At 39.4% G+C, this 19,097-nt stretch carries 16 protein-coding genes and 1 pseudogene; 12 read left to right on the top strand and 5 right to left on the bottom strand.

All coding sequences use genetic code 11. From position 1 onward, the window contains the following. Nucleotides 1–244 precede the first annotated feature (244 nt). Together J7R10_RS01070 and J7R10_RS01065 are read right to left on the bottom strand one after the other, a co-directional pair. Nucleotides 245–730: pseudogene (locus J7R10_RS01070) on the bottom strand (YopJ family acetyltransferase); the annotation flags it as partial. A 1,211-nt stretch (nt 731–1,941) separates the two neighbouring features. Further along, on the bottom strand, nt 1,942–2,487 hold the full coding sequence (locus tag J7R10_RS01065; RefSeq protein WP_010705754.1) for a hypothetical protein: 546 nt from the start codon (nt 2,485–2,487) through the stop codon (nt 1,942–1,944). 1,267 nt (nt 2,488–3,754) lie between these two features. Here J7R10_RS01065 and J7R10_RS01060 point away from each other — a divergent pair. The 10 genes from J7R10_RS01060 (at nt 3,755) to J7R10_RS01020 (ending at nt 11,821) form a co-directional block, all read left to right on the top strand. Next, on the top strand, nt 3,755–4,105 hold the full coding sequence (locus J7R10_RS01060) for a hypothetical protein (RefSeq protein ID WP_015399369.1): 351 nt from the start codon (nt 3,755–3,757) through the stop codon (nt 4,103–4,105). Between the two features lie 1,318 nt (nt 4,106–5,423). Next, nucleotides 5,424–5,663, top strand: a complete 240-nt coding sequence (locus tag J7R10_RS09755) for a hypothetical protein (protein WP_244427525.1) — start codon at nt 5,424–5,426, stop codon at nt 5,661–5,663. A gap of 51 nt (nt 5,664–5,714) precedes the next feature. Next, nucleotides 5,715–5,894, top strand: a complete 180-nt coding sequence (locus tag J7R10_RS09750; protein WP_244427524.1) for a hypothetical protein — start codon at nt 5,715–5,717, stop codon at nt 5,892–5,894. 894 nt (nt 5,895–6,788) lie between these two features. Then, nucleotides 6,789–7,013 (top strand): hypothetical protein, encoded by a 225-nt coding sequence (locus tag J7R10_RS01050; protein WP_208436368.1) that lies wholly within the window; start codon nt 6,789–6,791, stop codon nt 7,011–7,013. A 1,240-nt stretch (nt 7,014–8,253) separates the two neighbouring features. Then, nucleotides 8,254–8,598 carry a hypothetical protein gene (locus tag J7R10_RS01045; protein WP_010705752.1) on the top strand — a complete coding sequence of 115 codons (345 nt, stop codon included), beginning with the start codon at nt 8,254–8,256 and terminating at the stop codon, nt 8,596–8,598. 9 nt (nt 8,599–8,607) lie between these two features. Next, nucleotides 8,608–8,892, top strand: a complete 285-nt coding sequence (locus J7R10_RS01040) for a hypothetical protein (RefSeq protein ID WP_026501461.1) — start codon at nt 8,608–8,610, stop codon at nt 8,890–8,892. Continuing rightward, a complete protein-coding gene (locus J7R10_RS01035) occupies nt 8,889–9,077 on the top strand; it encodes a hypothetical protein (RefSeq protein WP_244427522.1) in 189 nt (62 codons plus the stop codon). Before J7R10_RS01040 ends, J7R10_RS01035 begins: the two co-directional genes overlap by 4 nt. A gap of 154 nt (nt 9,078–9,231) precedes the next feature. Then, entirely contained in the window at nt 9,232–9,486 is a 255-nt protein-coding gene (locus J7R10_RS01030) for a hypothetical protein (protein ID WP_026501462.1), read from the top strand. A gap of 508 nt (nt 9,487–9,994) precedes the next feature. Further along, a complete protein-coding gene (locus tag J7R10_RS01025; protein WP_244427521.1) occupies nt 9,995–10,249 on the top strand; it encodes a hypothetical protein in 255 nt (84 codons plus the stop codon). 1,017 nt (nt 10,250–11,266) lie between these two features. Continuing rightward, nucleotides 11,267–11,821 carry a hypothetical protein gene (locus J7R10_RS01020; RefSeq protein WP_010705749.1) on the top strand — a complete coding sequence of 185 codons (555 nt, stop codon included), beginning with the start codon at nt 11,267–11,269 and terminating at the stop codon, nt 11,819–11,821. A 1,633-nt stretch (nt 11,822–13,454) separates the two neighbouring features. On the opposite strand, the gene J7R10_RS01015 is transcribed toward J7R10_RS01020, so the two are convergent. Together J7R10_RS01015 and J7R10_RS01010 are read right to left on the bottom strand one after the other, a co-directional pair. Beyond that, nucleotides 13,455–13,787, bottom strand: a complete 333-nt coding sequence (locus J7R10_RS01015; RefSeq protein WP_010705748.1) for a hypothetical protein — start codon at nt 13,785–13,787, stop codon at nt 13,455–13,457. 1,289 nt (nt 13,788–15,076) lie between these two features. Beyond that, nucleotides 15,077–15,754 (bottom strand): hypothetical protein, encoded by a 678-nt coding sequence (locus J7R10_RS01010; RefSeq protein ID WP_010705746.1) that lies wholly within the window; start codon nt 15,752–15,754, stop codon nt 15,077–15,079. Nucleotides 15,755–16,122: 368 nt separating this feature from the next. On the opposite strand from J7R10_RS01010, the gene J7R10_RS01005 reads away from it, so the two are divergent. Both J7R10_RS01005 and J7R10_RS09745 read left to right on the top strand, forming a co-directional pair. After that, a complete protein-coding gene (locus J7R10_RS01005) occupies nt 16,123–16,368 on the top strand; it encodes a hypothetical protein (protein ID WP_144050572.1) in 246 nt (81 codons plus the stop codon). 90 nt (nt 16,369–16,458) lie between these two features. After that, the gene (locus J7R10_RS09745; RefSeq protein WP_244427520.1) at nt 16,459–16,617 is read left to right on the top strand and encodes a hypothetical protein; all 159 of its coding nucleotides are present in this window, start codon (nt 16,459–16,461) and stop codon (nt 16,615–16,617) included. Nucleotides 16,618–17,155: 538 nt separating this feature from the next. Here the strand turns inward: J7R10_RS09745 and J7R10_RS00995 are convergent. Continuing rightward, on the bottom strand, nt 17,156–19,069 hold the full coding sequence (locus tag J7R10_RS00995) for a toprim domain-containing protein (protein WP_010705744.1): 1,914 nt from the start codon (nt 19,067–19,069) through the stop codon (nt 17,156–17,158). Nucleotides 19,070–19,097: the final 28 nt, after the last annotated feature.

The following is a 19,097-nucleotide window of genomic DNA, read 5'->3' as shown; positions in this document are numbered from 1 at the left end:
ATCATCAACATGGAATGCTCTGTTTCTATTCTGGTTGAATCATGTTTGGTATGGTTTTCCTTATCTTTATGGTCTCACCTTTTTTGATTACGACAGTTGAATTGCAACTTTATGTGAAAGCTTTCCTCTCTTTTTTGTGTTTTACAAACAGGAAAAGCAATGGAATGGGTTACTGTGAAAACACTTCATCCATTAAACTGGGATATAGTGCTTAACTTTCTTCGACCTATGCGCAACAGTATTACTACATTGTCAGAGATTTATATTCAGTGACCCTTTTTCTATGTGGCGAAACAGAGACATTTTTTCCTTTCTCTGTTGTCACTAAACTCTTCTTAAATCTCTCACCAAGAGTTTCACCTTTTTTGTTTACTTTTTCTTGTTCAGCTCCCGGATTTGCTTTTACATATTCTTCAAGACGTCTTGACCCTTGCGTGTGTTTGTAAAAACTTGCTGTAAGATATGCATCCAACTTATGAGAAGGTAAAGGCGTATTGGGTTCACATAAAATACCCTTCACATTATCCTCGTGAACTCTTGTTATTTTACCAGATTCGGTATGAAGTTTTTTAGCAAGAGCTAAACTGAATATTCCACATTCAGAAGAGCTGCGTTGGATATCCATTTCCACCGTGGCAAAATGACAATCAGGCAATTGAGCATCGCTAACAGCCGTTTGTATCTTCAACGCCAACATCGCTGCGGGTATATTCTCACATTTTGTAGGTTGATAATATCAGGGATCTCTTTCCATCAGGAGATTAAGGTTTATGGATGCAAAGTGAAATCAAATGAGAGTGCGTGTATTCTATAGATGAATACATTTCACTGTCCTCAAAAACAATGTTTTACACTTTTATAGGTTTTACAATCTTGTGAAAAATAAGGATGAAATTTAGACAAACAAAAACCTTCCCCGCGAACGTTATTAAATACGATTTTTCATACACTGTCAACAGAAAAATAAGGTCATATGTTTTTATTTTGCCAATGGTTGGTTGGGCAATAAAGTTTGCTGGCTCATTGGAGAGCGTTTTTTGATGTGAGAGAATAACTTTCAATTTTTTAAAAACAACATTGTCTCTCTGTATAGGAGGGCATTATGTGACAGTGTTGATGCATAGGCAATGAAATTGATGCCGTTGTAGCGGTATCTTATTGCTTTATCATGATCATTTATCATTGTTCTTTTTGAATGAGAACCCCGAATACCGCCGGAATACCGTAGATTTTCTCATTTCAAATTTGTGTATACGACCAAAATCACTTGCTTACTGGTACAGTCATTTCAAAAAACGAGCAACAAAAATTCAAACAGTTTTTTGAGAGGCGGATAACCTCTCAAATTTTTATGACCGCTCTCCAAAATCATAACACCAGACCCCGCGTTTCATGAGAGGACTAACAATCCTTTGGTTTTTATGGTCAAGGCAACCCCTACGGGGCGCCTACGGCGTCCTTGACAAAAGAACCATAACGGGCTTGTTTGGTTCCTCTCACGCGGCTCCGAAATCATGATTAAAGTGGAGAGCTTATATGTAAGGGCACCTAAATGGCGCTTTATAGTATGAAAAATAAAGAGATTTTAGTGACAAACCTATCAAAGTGACCTCTTTCGTAAAGTCTTCAAGATCGATTGGGGGCTTATGAGACAAGACATTGATTTATTAAGGATAATTCATTGTTTTGCGTGTTGAATGAGAACCTCGACCGCTAGAATACTGTAAGATTTTCTCATTTCAAATTTGTGTGTGCTGAATTAATCAAAATCATTTGTTTGTGACGAGCAAGCAAGCTTGGCATGTGGGCAAATCTATAAAGAAAGGAAGAAAGCCTCTTTATGAATTGTCGCAATGCAAGGGTATTCGCAACATTGGGGGCTGGCACATAGAATCTGGAAAAGAGAATGAGGGATGCCGGCTTGAAAAGTGCATTCTTTGTTTAACCGTTAAAATGTTTATGAAGCGCATTCAGAATCATGCGCAGTGAATTGACAAGTGAAGGGAGCGGTTGATCTTCTACGACAAGATATTGTAACGCGGCATGAAAATTGTGTTGGCGATGTAGATTTTGTGCTTCTTGAATCGCTTTTTTCATGTCTTCATAGTGATTACTTGCTCTTTGAATCCACTTTTTGTGTGCTTTTTCATCAGATGCATGCGTAAATTCATCATAATAGCCGCTTGGCAAGCCTTTTGCACATAAATAGTCGTTTCTAATTTGGAGATACCTTTGTGCAGTATCATATTGCTCTTTACTGATGCCTGATCGATCCTGTTTATATCCAAGTAAACAAAGGCGCCCAATATAGGAACTTGAAAGCGGATTTTTCGCTTCTTCTATGGTGAGGCCAAAGTGTTTCGCACGCATTTCAATCGTAAGAAGAGGAGGCGCTGTACGTGGTTTTTGTGCCCGCGAAATACGGCCATTGGGTTCTCTAGGCTTTCCTGCTATTCTAGGTCTACCGCGTTTTTTACCTATTTTCATGAACCTACCATTTGAATTTAAAAGAGATTGCTTGTTTAAGAAGAACAGGGAAACTTCATGATCCCATTGGCTGTGCAGAAAATTGTTGTCGATAAAAGCAGGACAATGTTGTTTTTTTCTCTTATATTGCGTGCAATGCTTCTTGGAGGGCAAAACAACTCTTGTCTGTTCACCACCATTTCTTGCTCTTGATAACCGGTTATTTGCTTCCCATAGAAATTTTTGAACATATCTTGAAAAGGGTGGGAGTCGAGAAATTCAAGAGCGCTTTCTGCCAAAGGAGAATGAAAAAATATAATGGAATATTTGGGGAATATATCGGGGATATACCCAAGGATATCCTTGGGGAGATATTTGGTAATTTTTTCAAGATGTGTTTTCTGATGGGATGTCTTATTTGCTTTCTGCTTGAGGAGGATTTTGTGGGCGTTCTCAACTTCTGCTCCTGAGGCTGTTATTTTGCTGTTAAGTGCAGCATGAAGGATACCGGATGCATCTCTTTATAAAGTCTCTCTTACCTTTTTCGAGGAAAGTTTGTTGTCTGTTGAACAGAATATCCTTATAGAACACAAATTTTATTCCCCATAATTATATCACAGTTTAGCTTCATTTTTCAAATGAAATATCCGTCTTCTTTCAATAAAACAAAGGTAATGACTGAGGAGGTAATGATAAAAGTAAGGGACAAAACTATCTGGTTTTGTTGTTTTTTATTGTTGCCTTTTTCTTTTTATGAATATCCTTTATAGAATATAAAATAAATTCCTCTCCTTTTCCCGTTCTGTAAAAAATACTTCTTGCCATCGGATTTTTCTGAAAGATGGGAGGCAATTTTGAAAAGAGCTGTTGTTTTTTCTCCCGCGAATATTTTTTTCAATATATCGAGTATGTGTGTTGCGTAATATGTATTCTGCCGTTTTTTAGACACACATTTTTAGACACACCGCGGATCTTTTTGATGAAATCTTGTGAATGGGGATTGAAAATTTTTATGGGGGCTATTATAGGCGCTTTTTACGCAGAGAGCTATTAAGACCTCCATGTGCTTTGGGTGTTTGTTTATTAAGGCGCAAAGAGCTTATACCGCATTGTCGGTGCTGCTTTGATTGTAACAAACAGGCGGTTTTATAGTGGTTGGGCTTTTTTCTCTCTATGTTGAGGTATGCTTTTATACGTGTCTCTGTGTGGACGGGGGAAAATGTGGGAGAGCTTTAAGCCGGTGCCTCATGAGAGGTACTAAATATTTAAGAAGTGGGGGCATATTTGCATGACCATAGATATATCACAACACGACTCTGCTCAAACACAGGGTACGAAGACAAGATCATATTCAACCTTTGATAAGGGATCTAAACTCTTGGCTTTTAAAAGCTCTATGATCCTTTCAATGAGAGATTATAAAATAATCCTCTGTATCGCTTTGGCTCTGTTGATTTTAGGGGCCCTTCGTGCAGTGTATCTGCCTGTATTTCTCCTAGGGTTGTTTACTGGTAGAATTTATGGTGGGGACGGCGGCTTTTTTGATTTTACCATTTTCTTGCCGGTTTTTATCTGGGGATTGTCTATCATATTCTTACCGGTCGTTTTGACGCTTCATGTCTTCTCAATCGTCGTTTGAAAGCAATGTTGCAGAAATTGGAAAAATCACCTGAACAACAAGACAAATCCGTTTTTGCACAAACAAAATAGGGGAAAGAAATGATTATTTTTACAATATTGTTCGGTATTCTTGCGTTTTTTGGTCTTATCATCATTGCTATTTTAAACAGTATGGTCCTTGTTGGAATTTATTACCTTTTTTCAAACGTGCGAGATTGTATTTCGACATGCAAAAGGAACTAGAAGAGTAAAAAAAGCAATAGGTGCTCTTCTAAAACCTATGGTAAAGAGAGAAGAAGAAAAATTAAGCAAAGGGTGTTGCTCCTTTGCTTAATTTTTCTTCTTTTTGTAAGCCCTAAGGGATTTTTATTCCTGTTCTCTCGATCTCGAGCTCTAAGTGTCCGTTCTGAAAATCGACACTGTTCTGACAGTCGACATTGCGGTTTATAACTGCAATTCTTACATTACAAAGCTTTTCCCTCTCTCGCTCTAAAATCTTCCTGTTTTCCTTGGTTCTGATATGTTTTCTATTGAATCATTTCTTTCATGTATGATTTCATTTTTTGTAGAATTTATAAATCAATGAAAGTGTTTCGCATTCTGATGGGTATAATGAAACTGATCTGTAAGAGCAAAATGTTTCTTTCTGAGAGAAAAGTCTGCGTGTCTCCATCACAAAATGGCTTTCGACAGGAAGAAGAGAGAGTAAATCATTCCACTTCGTTTTATGACACAATTTTAACAGGGTTTGATTTGGTCAATTGGCAAAGAAGGGTGAAGGAGGTGTGCGTGGTTATTATGATCGTGCTATCGTGTTTTCTCAGGAGATTTTGACTTTGTGCTGCTGTCATTTTATATTAAACGATTGCTCTGTTGCTTGAAAAGGCTCTCTTAAAAGACAGGGTAGCATTGGGAAAAGCAATCCGATAAGAGATGACGATATGGGGCAATCAGTATAGAGAAGGCGGTGGGGAAAATGCGCCAGTTTTATATTTAAGGGTTTTACTTTTCCTGTTTTGGATGTTAAAAACGCTTCCATTTGCTGTACGAATTTTGACACTGTATGATTTTTTATCAACTGTGCTTCATCGGTTTAGGAGCTGAAAAGCTTAGAAACTGAAAAGCGTGGTTGAAAATATGATGAAGAAGGTATGAAAGAGTTCATACACGTGAAAAAGTTTGTACAATTGTGAAATTTAGATTTGTAAAAATTGAAATTTGTGAAAATTTAGGCTGGTGCCCTCGTGAGGGGTGCATCATATTTAAGAAGTGGGGGGGGGGGTATCAGCGTGGACATTGATAAGTCACAGCACGAATCTTTTTAAAAGGAAGAGGATATGGCTTTTGTATCTCAAAGAGTGTTGGGTAAAGAATCGCGGCTTTTTTTCTTCAAAAACAAGATGGTTCTTTCCACAAAAGATTATGTCATCGTTTGTTGTCTCGCTATGATAGCATTGATAGCGGTAGCCGCTACAACTTATATGCAACCCTTGGAATTTTTTCATGTGATATCAAAGGAGCAGCTTCAAGCTATGGCTAAGGAGCAGTTTCAAGGGGGGATTGCAGGAAGGTTTTAATGCACAGTTTGTGCAAAAAAGTTATCTTCAACAAATGAAGATGTTAGAATTATGGCGTGCCGCTGGGTGGAATGGCGTGTGGGCTTTTATATGTCTCTTACCACAAGGGCTTTTGGGATGTCTTATTGGATTCTTTCCATTCATTGTTTTCCTCCGCGCCATATTGAAGCGGGAACTAAAAGGAATGATACAGCAATTGGAACAATCGATCGAGCAGCAAAAGACCAATGACTTAGCAGAACACAAAAGGGGGAGAAAATGACAGTTTTTTTCGTATTGACCATAATATTTACAGGATTGTTCATGCTGCTCGCATTTAGCATGATTACTGTTTCCACCATGATGATAATCATTGCAATTCATTACTCTTTTGTGAAATGTGCGGGATTGTTGTTCAGCATGTTTTGGAAACTCAAAAAGAGTGCAATGTAGAAATTAGGTCATTATGAGAGAGAGAAAAAGGTGCAAAATGCAGTTCTTGGTACGAAGTTCAGTGCTTTGCCTTTAAAGAATCTTTTGCGCTCTCAAGAAGAGAGTATAGAATAATCTTTTGTATAGCTTTTCTCCTTTTTGTCCTTTTTGTGGGATTCACCAGTTTAGTTTTATGGCGTTTCTCCCAAAATCTGTGTTTTTCTTGCAAATGAATGCCCCTGCTTTGTTGCGCATTGGTGAAGTTGTTTTTAAGACGTATTTTGGGGGCTGGGCCTGTATCGTTTTCTTCTTACCGGTGATTTTGATACTCTACACGATATTCCAGTATGGAGTGAAAAAAATGATAAGAAAATTGGAAACGTTTGCTTAAGTTGCGGCTAAACCGATAAGTTTATACAACCCGAGAGGGAAGAAAAATAGCTGTTTTTATAAAATATTTAGGTTTTTTAGGACTCACCATCATAGGCATTTTATTCTTTTTATTCTTTGTGGTCATGATTAGGCTTCCTTATTTTTTATCAAGTATGTGAAATGCTACTGTAAAGTAACACGAGAATTGAGAGAGAGCAGGACACAGCAAAAAAATGCAATACAACATTTGCGTGGTGATAAGAAAGAAATGAAGAGGCAAAGTGTAGCGCTTGATACAAAAATACGCCCTCTTTCTTTTAAAGAATCTCTGTGGCCAAAAGAATGAAAAATACTCTTTTTTATTTCTCTCATCATTGCGGTTTTACAAGCCTTCCCCTCTGTAGGAAATTGGCAATGGTGGAAGAGTGGTGTAGGTGTCTTTATCACGCTGGTGTTTGGAAGTCTATTGAGGGTGCTTTTTCTATTGTCTCCCGTTATTGGGGTGTTCTTTATCAAATTAACTGGCAAACTGAGAAAAACACTTCAACAACTGGAAGAAGCCATTGAACAACGCGATAAAGCACTGTGTGTGCAGGACGCGATAGGGGGAAAAGATGACCAGTAGTTTTATAGCATTAATGGGTCTCCGTTTTTTGTCTTGGACAATAATAGGCATTTTAATAACTCTGCCGGTTTTGGTGCTTTATTATCTGTTTATCAAGCGTGCGCGGTTATATTGTAAAGTGAAAAAGGAACTGAAACACGTACTTAAAGAACGCGATAGCGTGCTTGAGCAGAGAGCAAAAAAAGAAAAGCACAATGAAGCAGGATGCAGAGTTGGATAAAAAACAGCTTGCCCTTTCTTGGTAAGATTATAAAAGAATATTTTATATCTCGACGGTTATTTGCCTCATCTTAAAATTTGCATGGTGGGGTGATTTCCTTTCTTTTGCCATCTTACAGCCGTTTGCATGGATGCTTGCCTTTGTCATTTTTTTCTTACCAACCATTTTGCTGCTTCGCATCAGAGTGACGCGTAAGTTGAAAACAATAGTTCAACAATTGCAAGAAGAAACTTAGTAACCAAGAGCAACGAATGCGTTTACACACTCTCATGCACAGAGACGTAAAGCTTTTTATCGTGTTCCCCTTTCTATTCGTTCTATCATTGTTGCTGTTGGCTCTTATGTTAAGGGGAGAGTCGAAGCCCTGACTGCTCCATAAAACTCTTTGAATCTTGCGGATATATCTTCTGTATTAAAAATGTCTTTTGCTTTAAAGTTGCGCCCTCTTCTTCTTTTTGAGTGTAGGAAAGCTTCTTGGTGAGGGGAGAGTAGCTTGCCAATAAAGAAAAAGACACAAAAGAGTGCTCAAACACGGCAGGGCGTTTGTTTCCTATGGGGAAATCCAACAAGGGAAATTCGTGAAAGGAAACCTGTTAAGGGCAAATCCATGAAGAGCGAAACAAGCGGGTTTGAAACAGATGTGTATAGGGATGGGAAGAAAAAGCGCAACAAGAGCTTTGTAAAGATTGTGATGATCATGAAACTTTGACCATGCAAGGCGCATCAGCACTTTATGAAAAAGCGTATCAGCACTTTTTATAAAGATGATGAGGAAAGACTGTTTGCAATTGTGATCTGAAGTGTTCTTATGGTCTTCTTTTCATCTAAGAGGGGTGTTACGCTTTATGGAGAGAAAAACGTGTGTTTAAAAAGCAATCAATTGTTGAGAAAAACAAACAGCTTCTTTATACGAGGTAAAAAACAGCTTAGAAATTTTAAAAAGCGTAAAAAAGCGGAGGAAAATGAGGGAAAATCCAACAGTTTATAAAGAAGTACGCTCTTTTTTGTTTGAAGAAGCTTTGCTTTCAGGAAGAGAGTACAGGGTTCTTTTTTGTCTCTCTGTCATCATTGTAGCGATGAGAATAGGCATCTTGGCAGCAATGCTGTTGGGGTGGGTGTCGCCAGGATGGCAAAATAACACTCTTTCTATTGTCTTAGTGGGTTGGGATATTGTAGCGGTATGTCTTTTTGTTTTTATACCGGTGATATTTGTGCTTCGTGTTCTCTTGGGGTATTTTTTGAAAAAAAATATTCAGAAGTTGGAAGAAGAAACGCGGCAACGAGAAACAATAAGTTGGGAGCAATAGGGAAGAGAGATGAGCAGTGATCTTAAAATCATCATTATCATAGGAATCCTGTTTGCGGCGGTTTTTGCTGTTTTCATTGATATGTTCATTTTTACACTTTATTATTCTGTATTGAAGCGGGCGAAAATCTATTGCCAGATAAGAAAAGAAATCAAAAGGGTGCGGAAACAACACAATACACCGCTTGTGTCGCTATATGGGGGACAGCCAAGTTTGAATCAGACAACTGGAAAACAGGTATGGGAAGAAGCGCGACAAGAATTTTATAAAGATGGTGATGATGAGAAGTTTTGACCATGGAAAGTGCAACAGTGCTTTTAACGAGCTTGGGGTGTTTGGTTGAAATTAAGGGACAAGGGGATCATTTGGCGACCTACTCTTTGCCTGATCGCCAAGTGCAGATTCTTTATCATGATGAGAAAGTGAAGGATCATGATAAGAAAGTGAAAAATTATCCGCAATTTGATTATGGACTTTAAATGACGACGAGTATTTTGCTGCTGTTTGCCAGATTATACATTCCTATTATTCTAAACCTTTGTTAGTGATACAACTGAATTTTGAGGCGAAGGGACTGGAAATTTTTGAAAAAAGGGGCTGTGCAGGGGCTTAAAGCAAGCGCTTCATGAAGCTTTGGAAGAAGCGGTAGGGGATTTTGGTTTTTATGAATTGCTTCGTTCCCAATATGCGCTTCCACCTTGGGAAAAGGATGAAGTAAGCTGGTGTCTTACTTGTCTGCGTGATCTTGGAGCTTTTGCATTGTTTGGCGATTTTAAGATTTTACGCTTTTACAGAAAAGTCTTTGCAGAAGGTGATGAACTTGGCGGTGGGGAAAGGCGCTTCGAGACAAATATCTTCTGTGTTAGGCATCGAAGAAATCCATCTTGAATGTGCTGTGGTAATGACTCAAGAAGGCGCTAAGGCAAAACAACTCAGTTATGATTGGCTTGAATAAGGGGGTGAAAAATTGTCTATGAAAGTGGAAAGCTATCAGTATTTTGGAACAAGAGATTTAGAGTTGCGTAACAGAAAAGGGTTTTCCATAAGAAAATTGTTGAGGAAAAAAACAACAATTAAGGGAACAGGGTTTTATTGTGCATGATGAGAACATAATGGGTGAAGTGGATGGAAAAAACGATCGCTACGATATTCTCTTTATAAGTGATGGGGAATTGAAGTTCATGGATATAAAAGTAAGGACTTGAATCAATCAGCTGTTGAGAAAAGCAAATAGCTTCTTTATACAAGATAAAGAAAAGCTTAGAAATGAGAGAAATAGAGAGTAAAAAATGAAGGGGAAAAATCAGTGTGGGATAAAGGATGGAGTTCCTTTCTGTGTAAAGAAATACGAGCTTTTTCTTTAAAGAATTATAAAAGGGTGTTACGCTGCTTTCTTATGATGTTCTGTGCATTTTCCATCATGACGGCTTTGGAGACACCTGTTTGTGCCAACCCCTCGCTCCAACCGTTGCAAGGTTGGTATGGTGTGGAGCATGTGATTTTTCTTCTACCAGTTTTGATCTGGGTTTGCTTTCTCATACCTTTCCCTGTCCTTTGGGGACTCCATAGTCTTCGAGAACGTAAATTGAAAAAAACAATGCAGCAAGAGGAAGAAATAACGGAGCAGCAGAATAAATCGGACAGGGGATAAGGTGTTCCCATGGATGGGGTTGCTTTTCTTCTCCTCACGATTATGACCTGGCCATTTTGATCACTATGATCATCGTGGTGCCTTATTATTCTTTTTTCAAGCGTTTGAGGTTGTATTACAAGGTCAAAGAACAAAAACGCATGAGGGAAGAGCATCCGTAGCGCTTTTTTGATCTGCAAAACAAGGAAAAAGAGAGAGAACAAAAAAGTTTAGGAGCAGATACAAAGGCAAATTTCTTTGTGTTCAAAAAACGGCTCACTTTTTCTCGAAAAGATTATGTCATTATATTCATCATCTCTCTCATCATTATGGCTTACAAAGGCTATATTTATAAGACTTTCTTTCAACAGATGGGGTACCATGGAGATCAAATGAGAATTGTCAATGCTGCCATTGCCTTTTCAGTGTTGGCTTTTCTTTCGGTATGTGTTTGGGCAACGGTTCCTGTTATTTTGGTGTTTCGCGCAGTCTTAACTTCTCAGTTAAAAAAAAGATTCAGCGATTGGAAAAATTCACATTGCAACAAGAGCAATCTAGGGAACGTGAGAGGGTGACAAATGGATGAGATGTCTGCGTTTGCGTTTGCTATGATGAAATTAACCTTTCTCTTAGCTTTTTGGGGTGTCATATTTGATGTTTTCTTAACCATAGCAGTTGTTGTGCTATATTATTCTTTTATCAAGTGTTGGATAACGTCTTACAAGGTGTCGGAACAATTGAGAAAAGCGATGAAAAAACGTGCGTGAGGCTTTGAATTATCATGGGGAAAGCAATGTTACAGAGAAGAAGAGATTAAAACTGCGTAGAGGTGCAGAGGGCATTTCTTTTCTCTGGATAATTCTTGATGTTTTTTAAGGAGAGATTGTTGCACGATCTTATTGTTCTCAAAGCCTTTGACATAAGATTGTCAATCAATGGACAATTGAAGCGGTCAAAAAATGTGCTTGAGGTTTGGTGCGTTATGAAAATGGGGGTGGTCATTAAAAATTGCGCAAGTGTAAAAAAGGGCACGGGAAAATGAACTGGATCATGAAGTGGAAAAATTCAGCATTTCATAAAAAACTGCGCTTTTTTTTGCTCGAGTACGAGCTTCTTTCCGCGCGAGAATTTATAGTCATTTGTTCCCTCTCTCTCATTCTTGAGCTGTGTTGCAGGATGCTCTCTATACCATCCTTGGAACAATGGGAATTAACAGTGAAGCAGGATACTACTCTTTTTTCTATTTTCGTGATCTGGGAAGTCATGACCGTGTGTGTGCTTGCCTTGATACCGGTTTTGTTGATAGCCTGCATCATATTGTGGTGTTTGTTGGGAAAAAATTTTCGGAAATTGAAAAAAGCAAATCAGCAACGGGGAAAAATAACCTCTTTGCAAAATAATCCGTTTCAAAGGAGAGAGAGCGGAAATAAGTTTATAACACTCTTTGTTATCGTGCTTGGAATCGTGACGGTGTTTACGGCTTTTTCTTTCTTGTTTCTTTTCGAACTTTATTATGGTGTCTTTAAGCAGGCGAAAATGTATTACCAGTTAAAAAAACAACTGAAAAGCGTGCTAGAAGGATACAGTGCTTGAAAAGCCATGAGGGGGGAAAATGAATGGCGGAGAGGGGAGAAAAAAGGAGCTTATGAAAATTGTGATCATGAAGTTTTGAGCATGAAAAGCGCTGTTGCGCTTTTAAAGAACTTGGGGGGATTGCTTCTTTATTGAAGGGCAGGTTGGTTGTTTGGTGAGGACCTTTTGATCTTAAGCGCGAAGTGTCAATTTTTTTAAAGTAAGAGAATCCGTAAAGAGTATCCGCATTTGATTGCGGATTATTTCATCATGGTTGGCATTGTTGCTTGCTAAATGCTTCATTCTTAGCATTCTCAAATTTTGCCATTGGGGCATCTGAAGTTAGTGATTTGTGGACTGGAAATTTTTGAAGAGAGAATCACTGAGGATTTTTTGCAAGCGCTTGATGAAGCTTTAGAATGGGGAAAATTTTGCCTTTAGGAAATTTTTCGCTTTCATGAGAGCATTTTCTTTGGGGAAAAGGACAGTTTGATTCGGTGGACAGAAGATAAAACCAAGGCAGTGATTTTGTTGCATCTTGGTGCTTTTACATGGCACGGCAATGGGAAACCTGCTTCTTACAGAACAAGCTTGGTAACAGGAAAACTGCTTGGCTGTGAAGAAGGTATCTTTGATATGAAGTATTTTCAATACGAGGTATCTTCGATACGATGCTTTTCGATGTGCTGCGATAATGGCCAAAGAAGCTGCTGAGATTAAGAAATGCTGGGATGTGTTGTTTGAACAGCTTGCGGAGCAATTGTCCATAAAAGACGAAAGCTCTCCCTGATTCGAATCAATGACCCAAAATTGTCTCTCAAAAGAAAGCTTTGCATAGAAAAGGCGTTGAGGAACAATAAGAATGAAGGAAACAGAGCTTTCGTGGTGTCGTGTGATAAGCCCGTCATAATGGAAGCCTATGGGGGGAAATATTCTTACTCTTAAGGATGGGAAATGCACCTTTATCGAAACAACACTTGATGTGTTTTGAATGTTTCATTTTAAAAGAAAAGAGCTCTTTTATACGCGATGAAACACCGCAATTGAGAGAAAATGAAAAATCATAATAAATGGGAGTAGACACAAGATCGCTTGAAGCTATGCGTTGAAGAATCATCAATATTACATGCGCACTTCTCTGTTCTTGAAAGAAAAGACTGCTGCATCATCTTAAGATCGGATTATTGATTTCGTGGTGTAAAGGGAACGGGATAGAGATTCATGTGTCTTAAAAAGAGAGCGGACGTCTCTTCCTGCTTTTGGCTTCTTATGCATCAAGGGTAAGAGTAAAGGAGAGCAAAACCTTTAGTGCAAGGTTTTGCGGCTTTGTCTTTGAAGCTAGTCATATAAGTCGTTAGGAGGGCAAGTTGTTAGCAGGTTTTTCTTGCTCGAGAGCAACAAATTCCGTGAGAAATGAATTCTATGACAGATTGGTGGAGTTTAGGAATCTTCTCCCTTTAGAGTGAGAAGAAAATCAAGCGAGAATAAAAAACGTTATAGGAAACAAAACAAACGGATCATTGATAAAAAGAAAAGCCAAATAAAACCAAGGCCCCAATCTTTATTGGGGCCTTGTTAGCTTTCATTTTCTCTTATTGTCTTATTCCACATATTGTGGAAAGCACTTCAGAAATTTATGAGCTCCTCTCTCTCTTCAGTGTGTTGCGAAAAGCTTGTTGATGAAAAACGTGATAACAGAACACAAAAATCCAACCAATGCGTCCAGTAATTTTTTTCCTTTTGTGTATAAATCTTCCTCATACCTATTTCTTGCGCCATAGTTACTATCCACTAATAGTATATCCGATTTCTCAAATGTACCACTTGCTGGCTCAAGAAGATTTAAATCATCTTGATCAAATTCATCAACAGTATAAGGAGTAACAATAGGTGCTTTTTCTTGATTGACTATACGATCAGATTCTTGAATCGCAAGAGCTAAACCAGCTGTAATTGCCCCCGCTATGAAAAAATATCTGATATTCATAGTTTTTCTCCTATATTTATTTACAGAAATAAATATCAAAATGGATCATATATAAATTCAATTTAAATAACTATAGTAAAAATACAACAATCATAAAAAAGAGTAAATTTTGTCTAGAAATTGACAAAATTTACTCTTAATTGCCTTAATCATTTCTTTCAGAAATTGTTTTATGGAATACATAAAAGTGGTTTTGAAGGTTTTTTTTAAAAAGAGGGTCATATGAAAATGGGTAACATAAAGAGCTGCTGGCAAACCTCTTTTTATGCCATAGGAAAGAAGGCGCTTATAAAAGCGGAGCATGAAAGCTGAGGTTTCCCCGTAAGGGGGTGGGATGCATCCTGTGAGGGTTGGGGTGCATCCCATGAGATGAGGGTGTGTTTCTATGAGAGTTGGACACATCCTATGAGGGGTGGGATGCATCCTGTTGAGGGTTAGGGTGCATCCCATGAGATGAGGATGTGTTTCTATGAGAGTTGGACACATCCTATGAGGGGTGGGATGCATTCTGTTGAGGGTTAGGGTGCATCCCATGAAAGCAAACATACCCTTTGTAAGAAAAGGAGAGATCATCAGTTTGCATTTCTTATCTTATAAATATTGCGCTTATATCCTTAATATTTGAGATAATTGTGTGATAAAATTTGTGAGGTTTGTTTCATAGCAGAAGAAATTGAAAAATCTATAGTCATTTGAATATTTTTATTCTGTTGTTTTTTGTTTTTGTTTTGTTTGTAAAAGCTTCATAAGGCTTACGCCTATAAAGTTTTTGCCTTATAGAAATAAACATAATGAAACACTCTACAAAAGAATTATAGTTATTATTCTGCCCTGAAAATCTGTAAATAATATGTCTAGATTAGAGATTATTTTTATTCAAATGTACTCTGTTTAAATTATTTTAGAATACTATAGGTAACATATTATTGATACAAAAAGCACAGTTTTAAAAAAATATCATTTTTACGGAAAGAATAAGTCTGTAAACTTGCTTGTGTGTAAGTAAAATACTGGGAATGATGTTCAATACTTGATGGGTGAAAACCTGACAGACGCATTATGTTAACCAGCCTGAAAAGATTGCAAATTTTTGTAAGAGTGAAAGAATTATGAGCGTGCTTTGGGCGGCGGTGGTTTGTGGTGGGGCGGTTGCTTGGTGAAGGGATATAAATTGAATCCTTATTATGAGGATTCCCAATGAAATTGGTTCCCAATAACATTGGTTTTTGCCATTCTTTTGATTCGTTTTTGGCGGTCGTACTTTTGCCCTTTTTGGTTTTTTCAATCTTTTATTGGATTTTATTCGTTTTATGAGGGCATTGATGTTGTGGGAGGGTGAAGTTCTCATCTGCTCTTTTGTTGTTTGGATGGAAATAGGATTCAGAGTTCTTATGGCTTGCATATCCCCAATGAAATGCCAATAAGTCTAAACAATCTCGTAAATGGTCAGCAAGGGAGTGTTGTTTGCGTTTTGAGGCACTTAACTCTTTAATCGCTTGATCATAACCAACAACTTTTTCTACAAGAGAATAGCCAAGAATACCAAGGGTGATCTTGATTGCTTTTAAATGATTGGATGCCTCTATTTGTCGTTCAATAGGGTGGGTGTACCCTTGGCTTTCTTCAACCTTTTCCCGCGTGTAGTCGGGACTCATGTGGAGATCTGCTTGGCTTTGACGCCAATAAACATAAAAACGTTCTGCTGCTCTATATTGCGCTTTGCTGATATGCCCTTTTGCGTATAAAAGCGCAATGGGACGGCTTTTTGCATTGGCAATGGCTTTTATGGTGCGCGGATTGCTGGAGCTTTCTGGATGGGTTGGTTGAAAATAGGGATTGCTCGTTTCAACAGAGACTTCTTGCGTTTTTAAATGGCCAATGTGCTGTTGCTCTTTATTGTGTGCGGCAAGAACAGACGTTTGTGTCGTTTGTTCATTTTGCTGTTCTTTTTTCTTTTGATGATTCATTCTCATCTCCTCAAAAATTATCGGTCCTTTGTTTTAAAAAATAAAATGTCAATTGGTCTGGGTATTTGGTGGTCTGGGTGCTTAGTGATCTGGGGGGCTGGGGAGCGGAGGGGCAAACTTTACTGGGGCATTTTCCTCTTTGAGTGGAGTGTGAGTGAAGCTTGAGGGGAGGATTGGCAATAGGGTGTGTGATGTGTTCCGCTTGTTAAGGATGATGTTTTGTTGCATTGTGGGCATAGGCTGGGTATGCGTTTTTGCACATAAGGGAGTGGGGTATAGCTGTTACGTGGGGTCTGGTTTTACAGTGGTTGGTGTTTTGTTGTGTTGTCGGTGGGATCTTCATTTTTACTTATATGGTCGCCAAGCATATGGGTATAACGGGGGGGCAATTCTTGGAGGTGATGGGGTTTTTCTTCATTTTAAAGGCTGTCTCTGAGTTTGTTTATGTGGAAGCGGAGCGCTTTGGTGTCAGTTGGCTTTGGTTCTCGAATAAATGGGTGTTTTGCATCGTTATAGGTATTGTTTTTGGCACTATCCTTGGTAGTCTTCACGTGGGAGCGAAGCGTTTTGGTATTACGCGAGGTTTGTTCTTGAAAGGGGGCATATGTACATGAAGGGTTTTCTTGAAGGCGGTGGTGTTTTGTTGCATTGTTGGAAATGTCCTATTTTTGCACATAAGGGAGCGAAGCGTATGGGGGTACTTGGTGGGAGGTCTTGATCGGGGTGAGGCTTTTTGCATTGTTGGAGTTGTCGTTGGTTTGGCTTATCAGAGAGTAGGATGGGCTGATGTTGCGTGCTTTGTTGCTCTTGAAGGAGGCGGTGTTTCCCTGCATGGTGGGAATTGTCCTTGGTTTGGCGTGTAAAGGAGGTTTTGCGGGATTTGCCTATAATGGAGCGAACCGTAAGCAGGTGAGAGGGCGTTGGTTCTCGAGGGATGTTGTGTTTGGGGCATTTGGGGAGTTACCTTTCCTTTTATTTATGAGAGCGTAAGGTGTGTTGGTGTGCTATGGGATTGGTTTTTATAAAGGAGCGGGTTTTTGCGCATAAAGGAGTGGGGTGTATGGTTGTGATGCGGGGTGTGTTTTTTAAAGCAGTGGGGTTTTACTTCATTGTTGGTCTTTTTCTTGGGAGTGTGTGGGGGGGTGCTGATGCGCAAGAGTTGTTCTTGCGGGTTTTCGTATTTTCTTGCTTTGTTGGAGTTGTTTTTATTTTTGGTTGTGTGGGCGTAAAGAGCACGGTTGTGATGTGGGGATTGTTTTTGATGGGGGTGGTATTTTGCTCCATTGTTGGAGGGGTTTTGTTTTTTATACGTGAGGGCGCCAAACATATGGGAGTGAGTTGGCTTTGGTGCTCGAATGATTTTGTGTTTTATGTCCTTTTTGGATTTACTTTCCCTTTTGTTTATGAGGGCGTAAGATGTGTTCGTATTGTATCTGCTTGGTTCTTGGAAAAAGGATTTTTTCTGGGGTCTTCAAGATAACGCCTTGGAGTGAGGTCCTGTTCCTGTGAACAGCGGTAGCGGTAAGTTTTTTGGTCAAACCAGAGACCAATTTTGCCTTCAAAATCACCTGAACGTTGTTTGGCAATGTTCATAATAACGCTAGGACGTTTTTCTAATTCTGCTTTTTCTTCTTGTCTGGGGGCGGCAAAGATTTTGTCTTCTAATGATCGATTACGCCAAATGGTGATGATGTTAAAAGCATTCGCGCCAATTTCTGAGGCTCCTTTAATATCTTCGGTGCCGGGGATGTCTTTGTCTAAACCCCCTTTGCGTGCATGGGCAACAAGATGAATATGCACAGCGTTTAAAACAGCCCAATCAACCATTTTATAAACCGCTTGTTCTTGTCCCGCATAGTCGTCTGAACAAATGCCAAGCCGCATGAGACTGTCGATGATAAATTGATCACAACCATAGCGCGCACGGCAATAGTCAAACACATCCAGCAATCTGTCGACGCTCGATTTCCCAACATGCTCGTAAAGAATCAGTCCATCATCTAAAAAATGCAAAATCCGTTCAATCATCTCTCTTGTTGGTTGTTCTATACCTCCCGTTTGTTTTGTTAAACGGCGCAATGATTGTTCTCCTTTCATTTCTAGTGAGGCTAAGCAAAGACGACTCTTTTGAGAAATCCAATGGGGAATACAGTCCGATAATAATTGGCTTTTTCCCGCACCACTTGCCCCGCTCCATAGTGTTAATTCTGCTGGACGAAAATAGAGCTTGCCGTTGAGTTTAGAATAGGGAACCGTGTAGCCAAGATGCTGTTCAGGCGTTGGCCAAAAGAGCTCTATGATTTTGTCTTTATAATCTGAAGCGTGGTGTAATCCTTCTGGTGCAAAGTTTTTTGCTGAGGAAAAGGCTGCTTTTATGGTGGCTGCATCAATACCGGCGGTTAAACAATCATTCGCATCCTTACGGGGTAAGCGTACACGGTAACAGCGATGGCGACCAAGCCTGTTGGCAATTTCACGTGCTGCTTCTTCTCCCGGCTTGTCCATATCGGTGGCTAAAAAAATGGTTTCAAAAGATTCTAAATGATCAAATTCATTTTCAATCCAGTTGTGTTTGCCTCCACTCCCTCCTCCAAACGGTACGGAAACCGCCGGGTATCCGTAGGCTGCTAAAGAAAGCGCATCAATTTCTCCTTCAGTGATGACAATGGTGCGCTTTGTCGAAGAAAGAGCTTGGGTCAAGGGGATGTGGTCTGTGGTTGTGGGGATGTGGTCTGTGGAAAAGAAAGCTTGCCAGCCAAACAAAATCGGTTCACAGTGTGCCGCTGTTGGTTTTGGTTTTGCTCCCGCTTGTGCGAGCCGTTCTTTCACCAAAGCAAGCGTGCCATCGGGCTTATAAAAAGGGAAAATGATTTTTTCGCCTTCTTCTTCTATCCGGTAGCGTTTTAAAATTTCAAGAGGAATGCAGCGCTCTTTGGTGAGGTAAGTTTTCACTAAATTTTGTGGTGTGCCCCCTGTGGGGACTGTTGGACGATGATAGGAACGACGCGGTGCCATAAAGGGTTTGGGGCGTGTAAGATTGAGAAAAGTGCGGGCTTCTTCGAGGGCTTCAGAAAGATTAATTCCTTTGACTTCACACCAGAGGTCTAAAAGGTCACCCCCTCTGTCTTCGGCAAAATCATACCAAAGGCCCGCTTTCTCGCCGCTTAAACAGACCGATAAACTTTGACCCGCTTCACCGCGCGTGTTGCCTATAATCCAGTTGTTGCCGCGTCTTTGTCCTTTTGGCAAAAGCATTTTTGCGATTGCGCTCGACTGTGAGATAAGGTGCTGTTTGATTTCAAAAATTGTGCTCATGTTTATCCATTTTGTCGTTGAGAAGATT

The organism is Bartonella vinsonii subsp. berkhoffii ATCC 51672, assembly GCF_902825225.1.
GTDB lineage: Bacteria > Pseudomonadota > Alphaproteobacteria > Rhizobiales > Rhizobiaceae > Bartonella > Bartonella berkhoffii.
Note: the sequence above shows the minus strand (reverse complement) of the source record. Positions and strands in the feature narration are given on the sequence as shown.

Coding starts and splice junctions, on each gene's coding strand:
- J7R10_RS01040 (WP_026501461.1), top strand. CDS start 8,608: ATGAGCAGTGATCTTAAAATCATCATTATCATAGGAATCCTGTTTGCG.
- J7R10_RS01020 (WP_010705749.1), top strand. CDS start 11,267: ATGAACTGGATCATGAAGTGGAAAAATTCAGCATTTCATAAAAAACTG.
- J7R10_RS01025 (WP_244427521.1), top strand. CDS start 9,995: ATGATGTTCTGTGCATTTTCCATCATGACGGCTTTGGAGACACCTGTT.
- J7R10_RS01010 (WP_010705746.1), bottom strand. CDS start 15,754: ATGAATCATCAAAAGAAAAAAGAACAGCAAAATGAACAAACGACACAA.
- J7R10_RS09755 (WP_244427525.1), top strand. CDS start 5,424: ATGGCTTTTGTATCTCAAAGAGTGTTGGGTAAAGAATCGCGGCTTTTT.
- J7R10_RS01050 (WP_208436368.1), top strand. CDS start 6,789: ATGAAAAATACTCTTTTTTATTTCTCTCATCATTGCGGTTTTACAAGC.
- J7R10_RS01015 (WP_010705748.1), bottom strand. CDS start 13,787: ATGAATATCAGATATTTTTTCATAGCGGGGGCAATTACAGCTGGTTTA.
- J7R10_RS00995 (WP_010705744.1), bottom strand. CDS start 19,069: ATGAGCACAATTTTTGAAATCAAACAGCACCTTATCTCACAGTCGAGC.
- J7R10_RS01060 (WP_015399369.1), top strand. CDS start 3,755: ATGACCATAGATATATCACAACACGACTCTGCTCAAACACAGGGTACG.
- J7R10_RS01065 (WP_010705754.1), bottom strand. CDS start 2,487: ATGAAAATAGGTAAAAAACGCGGTAGACCTAGAATAGCAGGAAAGCCT.
- J7R10_RS09750 (WP_244427524.1), top strand. CDS start 5,715: ATGGCGTGCCGCTGGGTGGAATGGCGTGTGGGCTTTTATATGTCTCTT.
- J7R10_RS01005 (WP_144050572.1), top strand. CDS start 16,123: ATGGGTATAACGGGGGGGCAATTCTTGGAGGTGATGGGGTTTTTCTTC.
- J7R10_RS01045 (WP_010705752.1), top strand. CDS start 8,254: ATGAGGGAAAATCCAACAGTTTATAAAGAAGTACGCTCTTTTTTGTTT.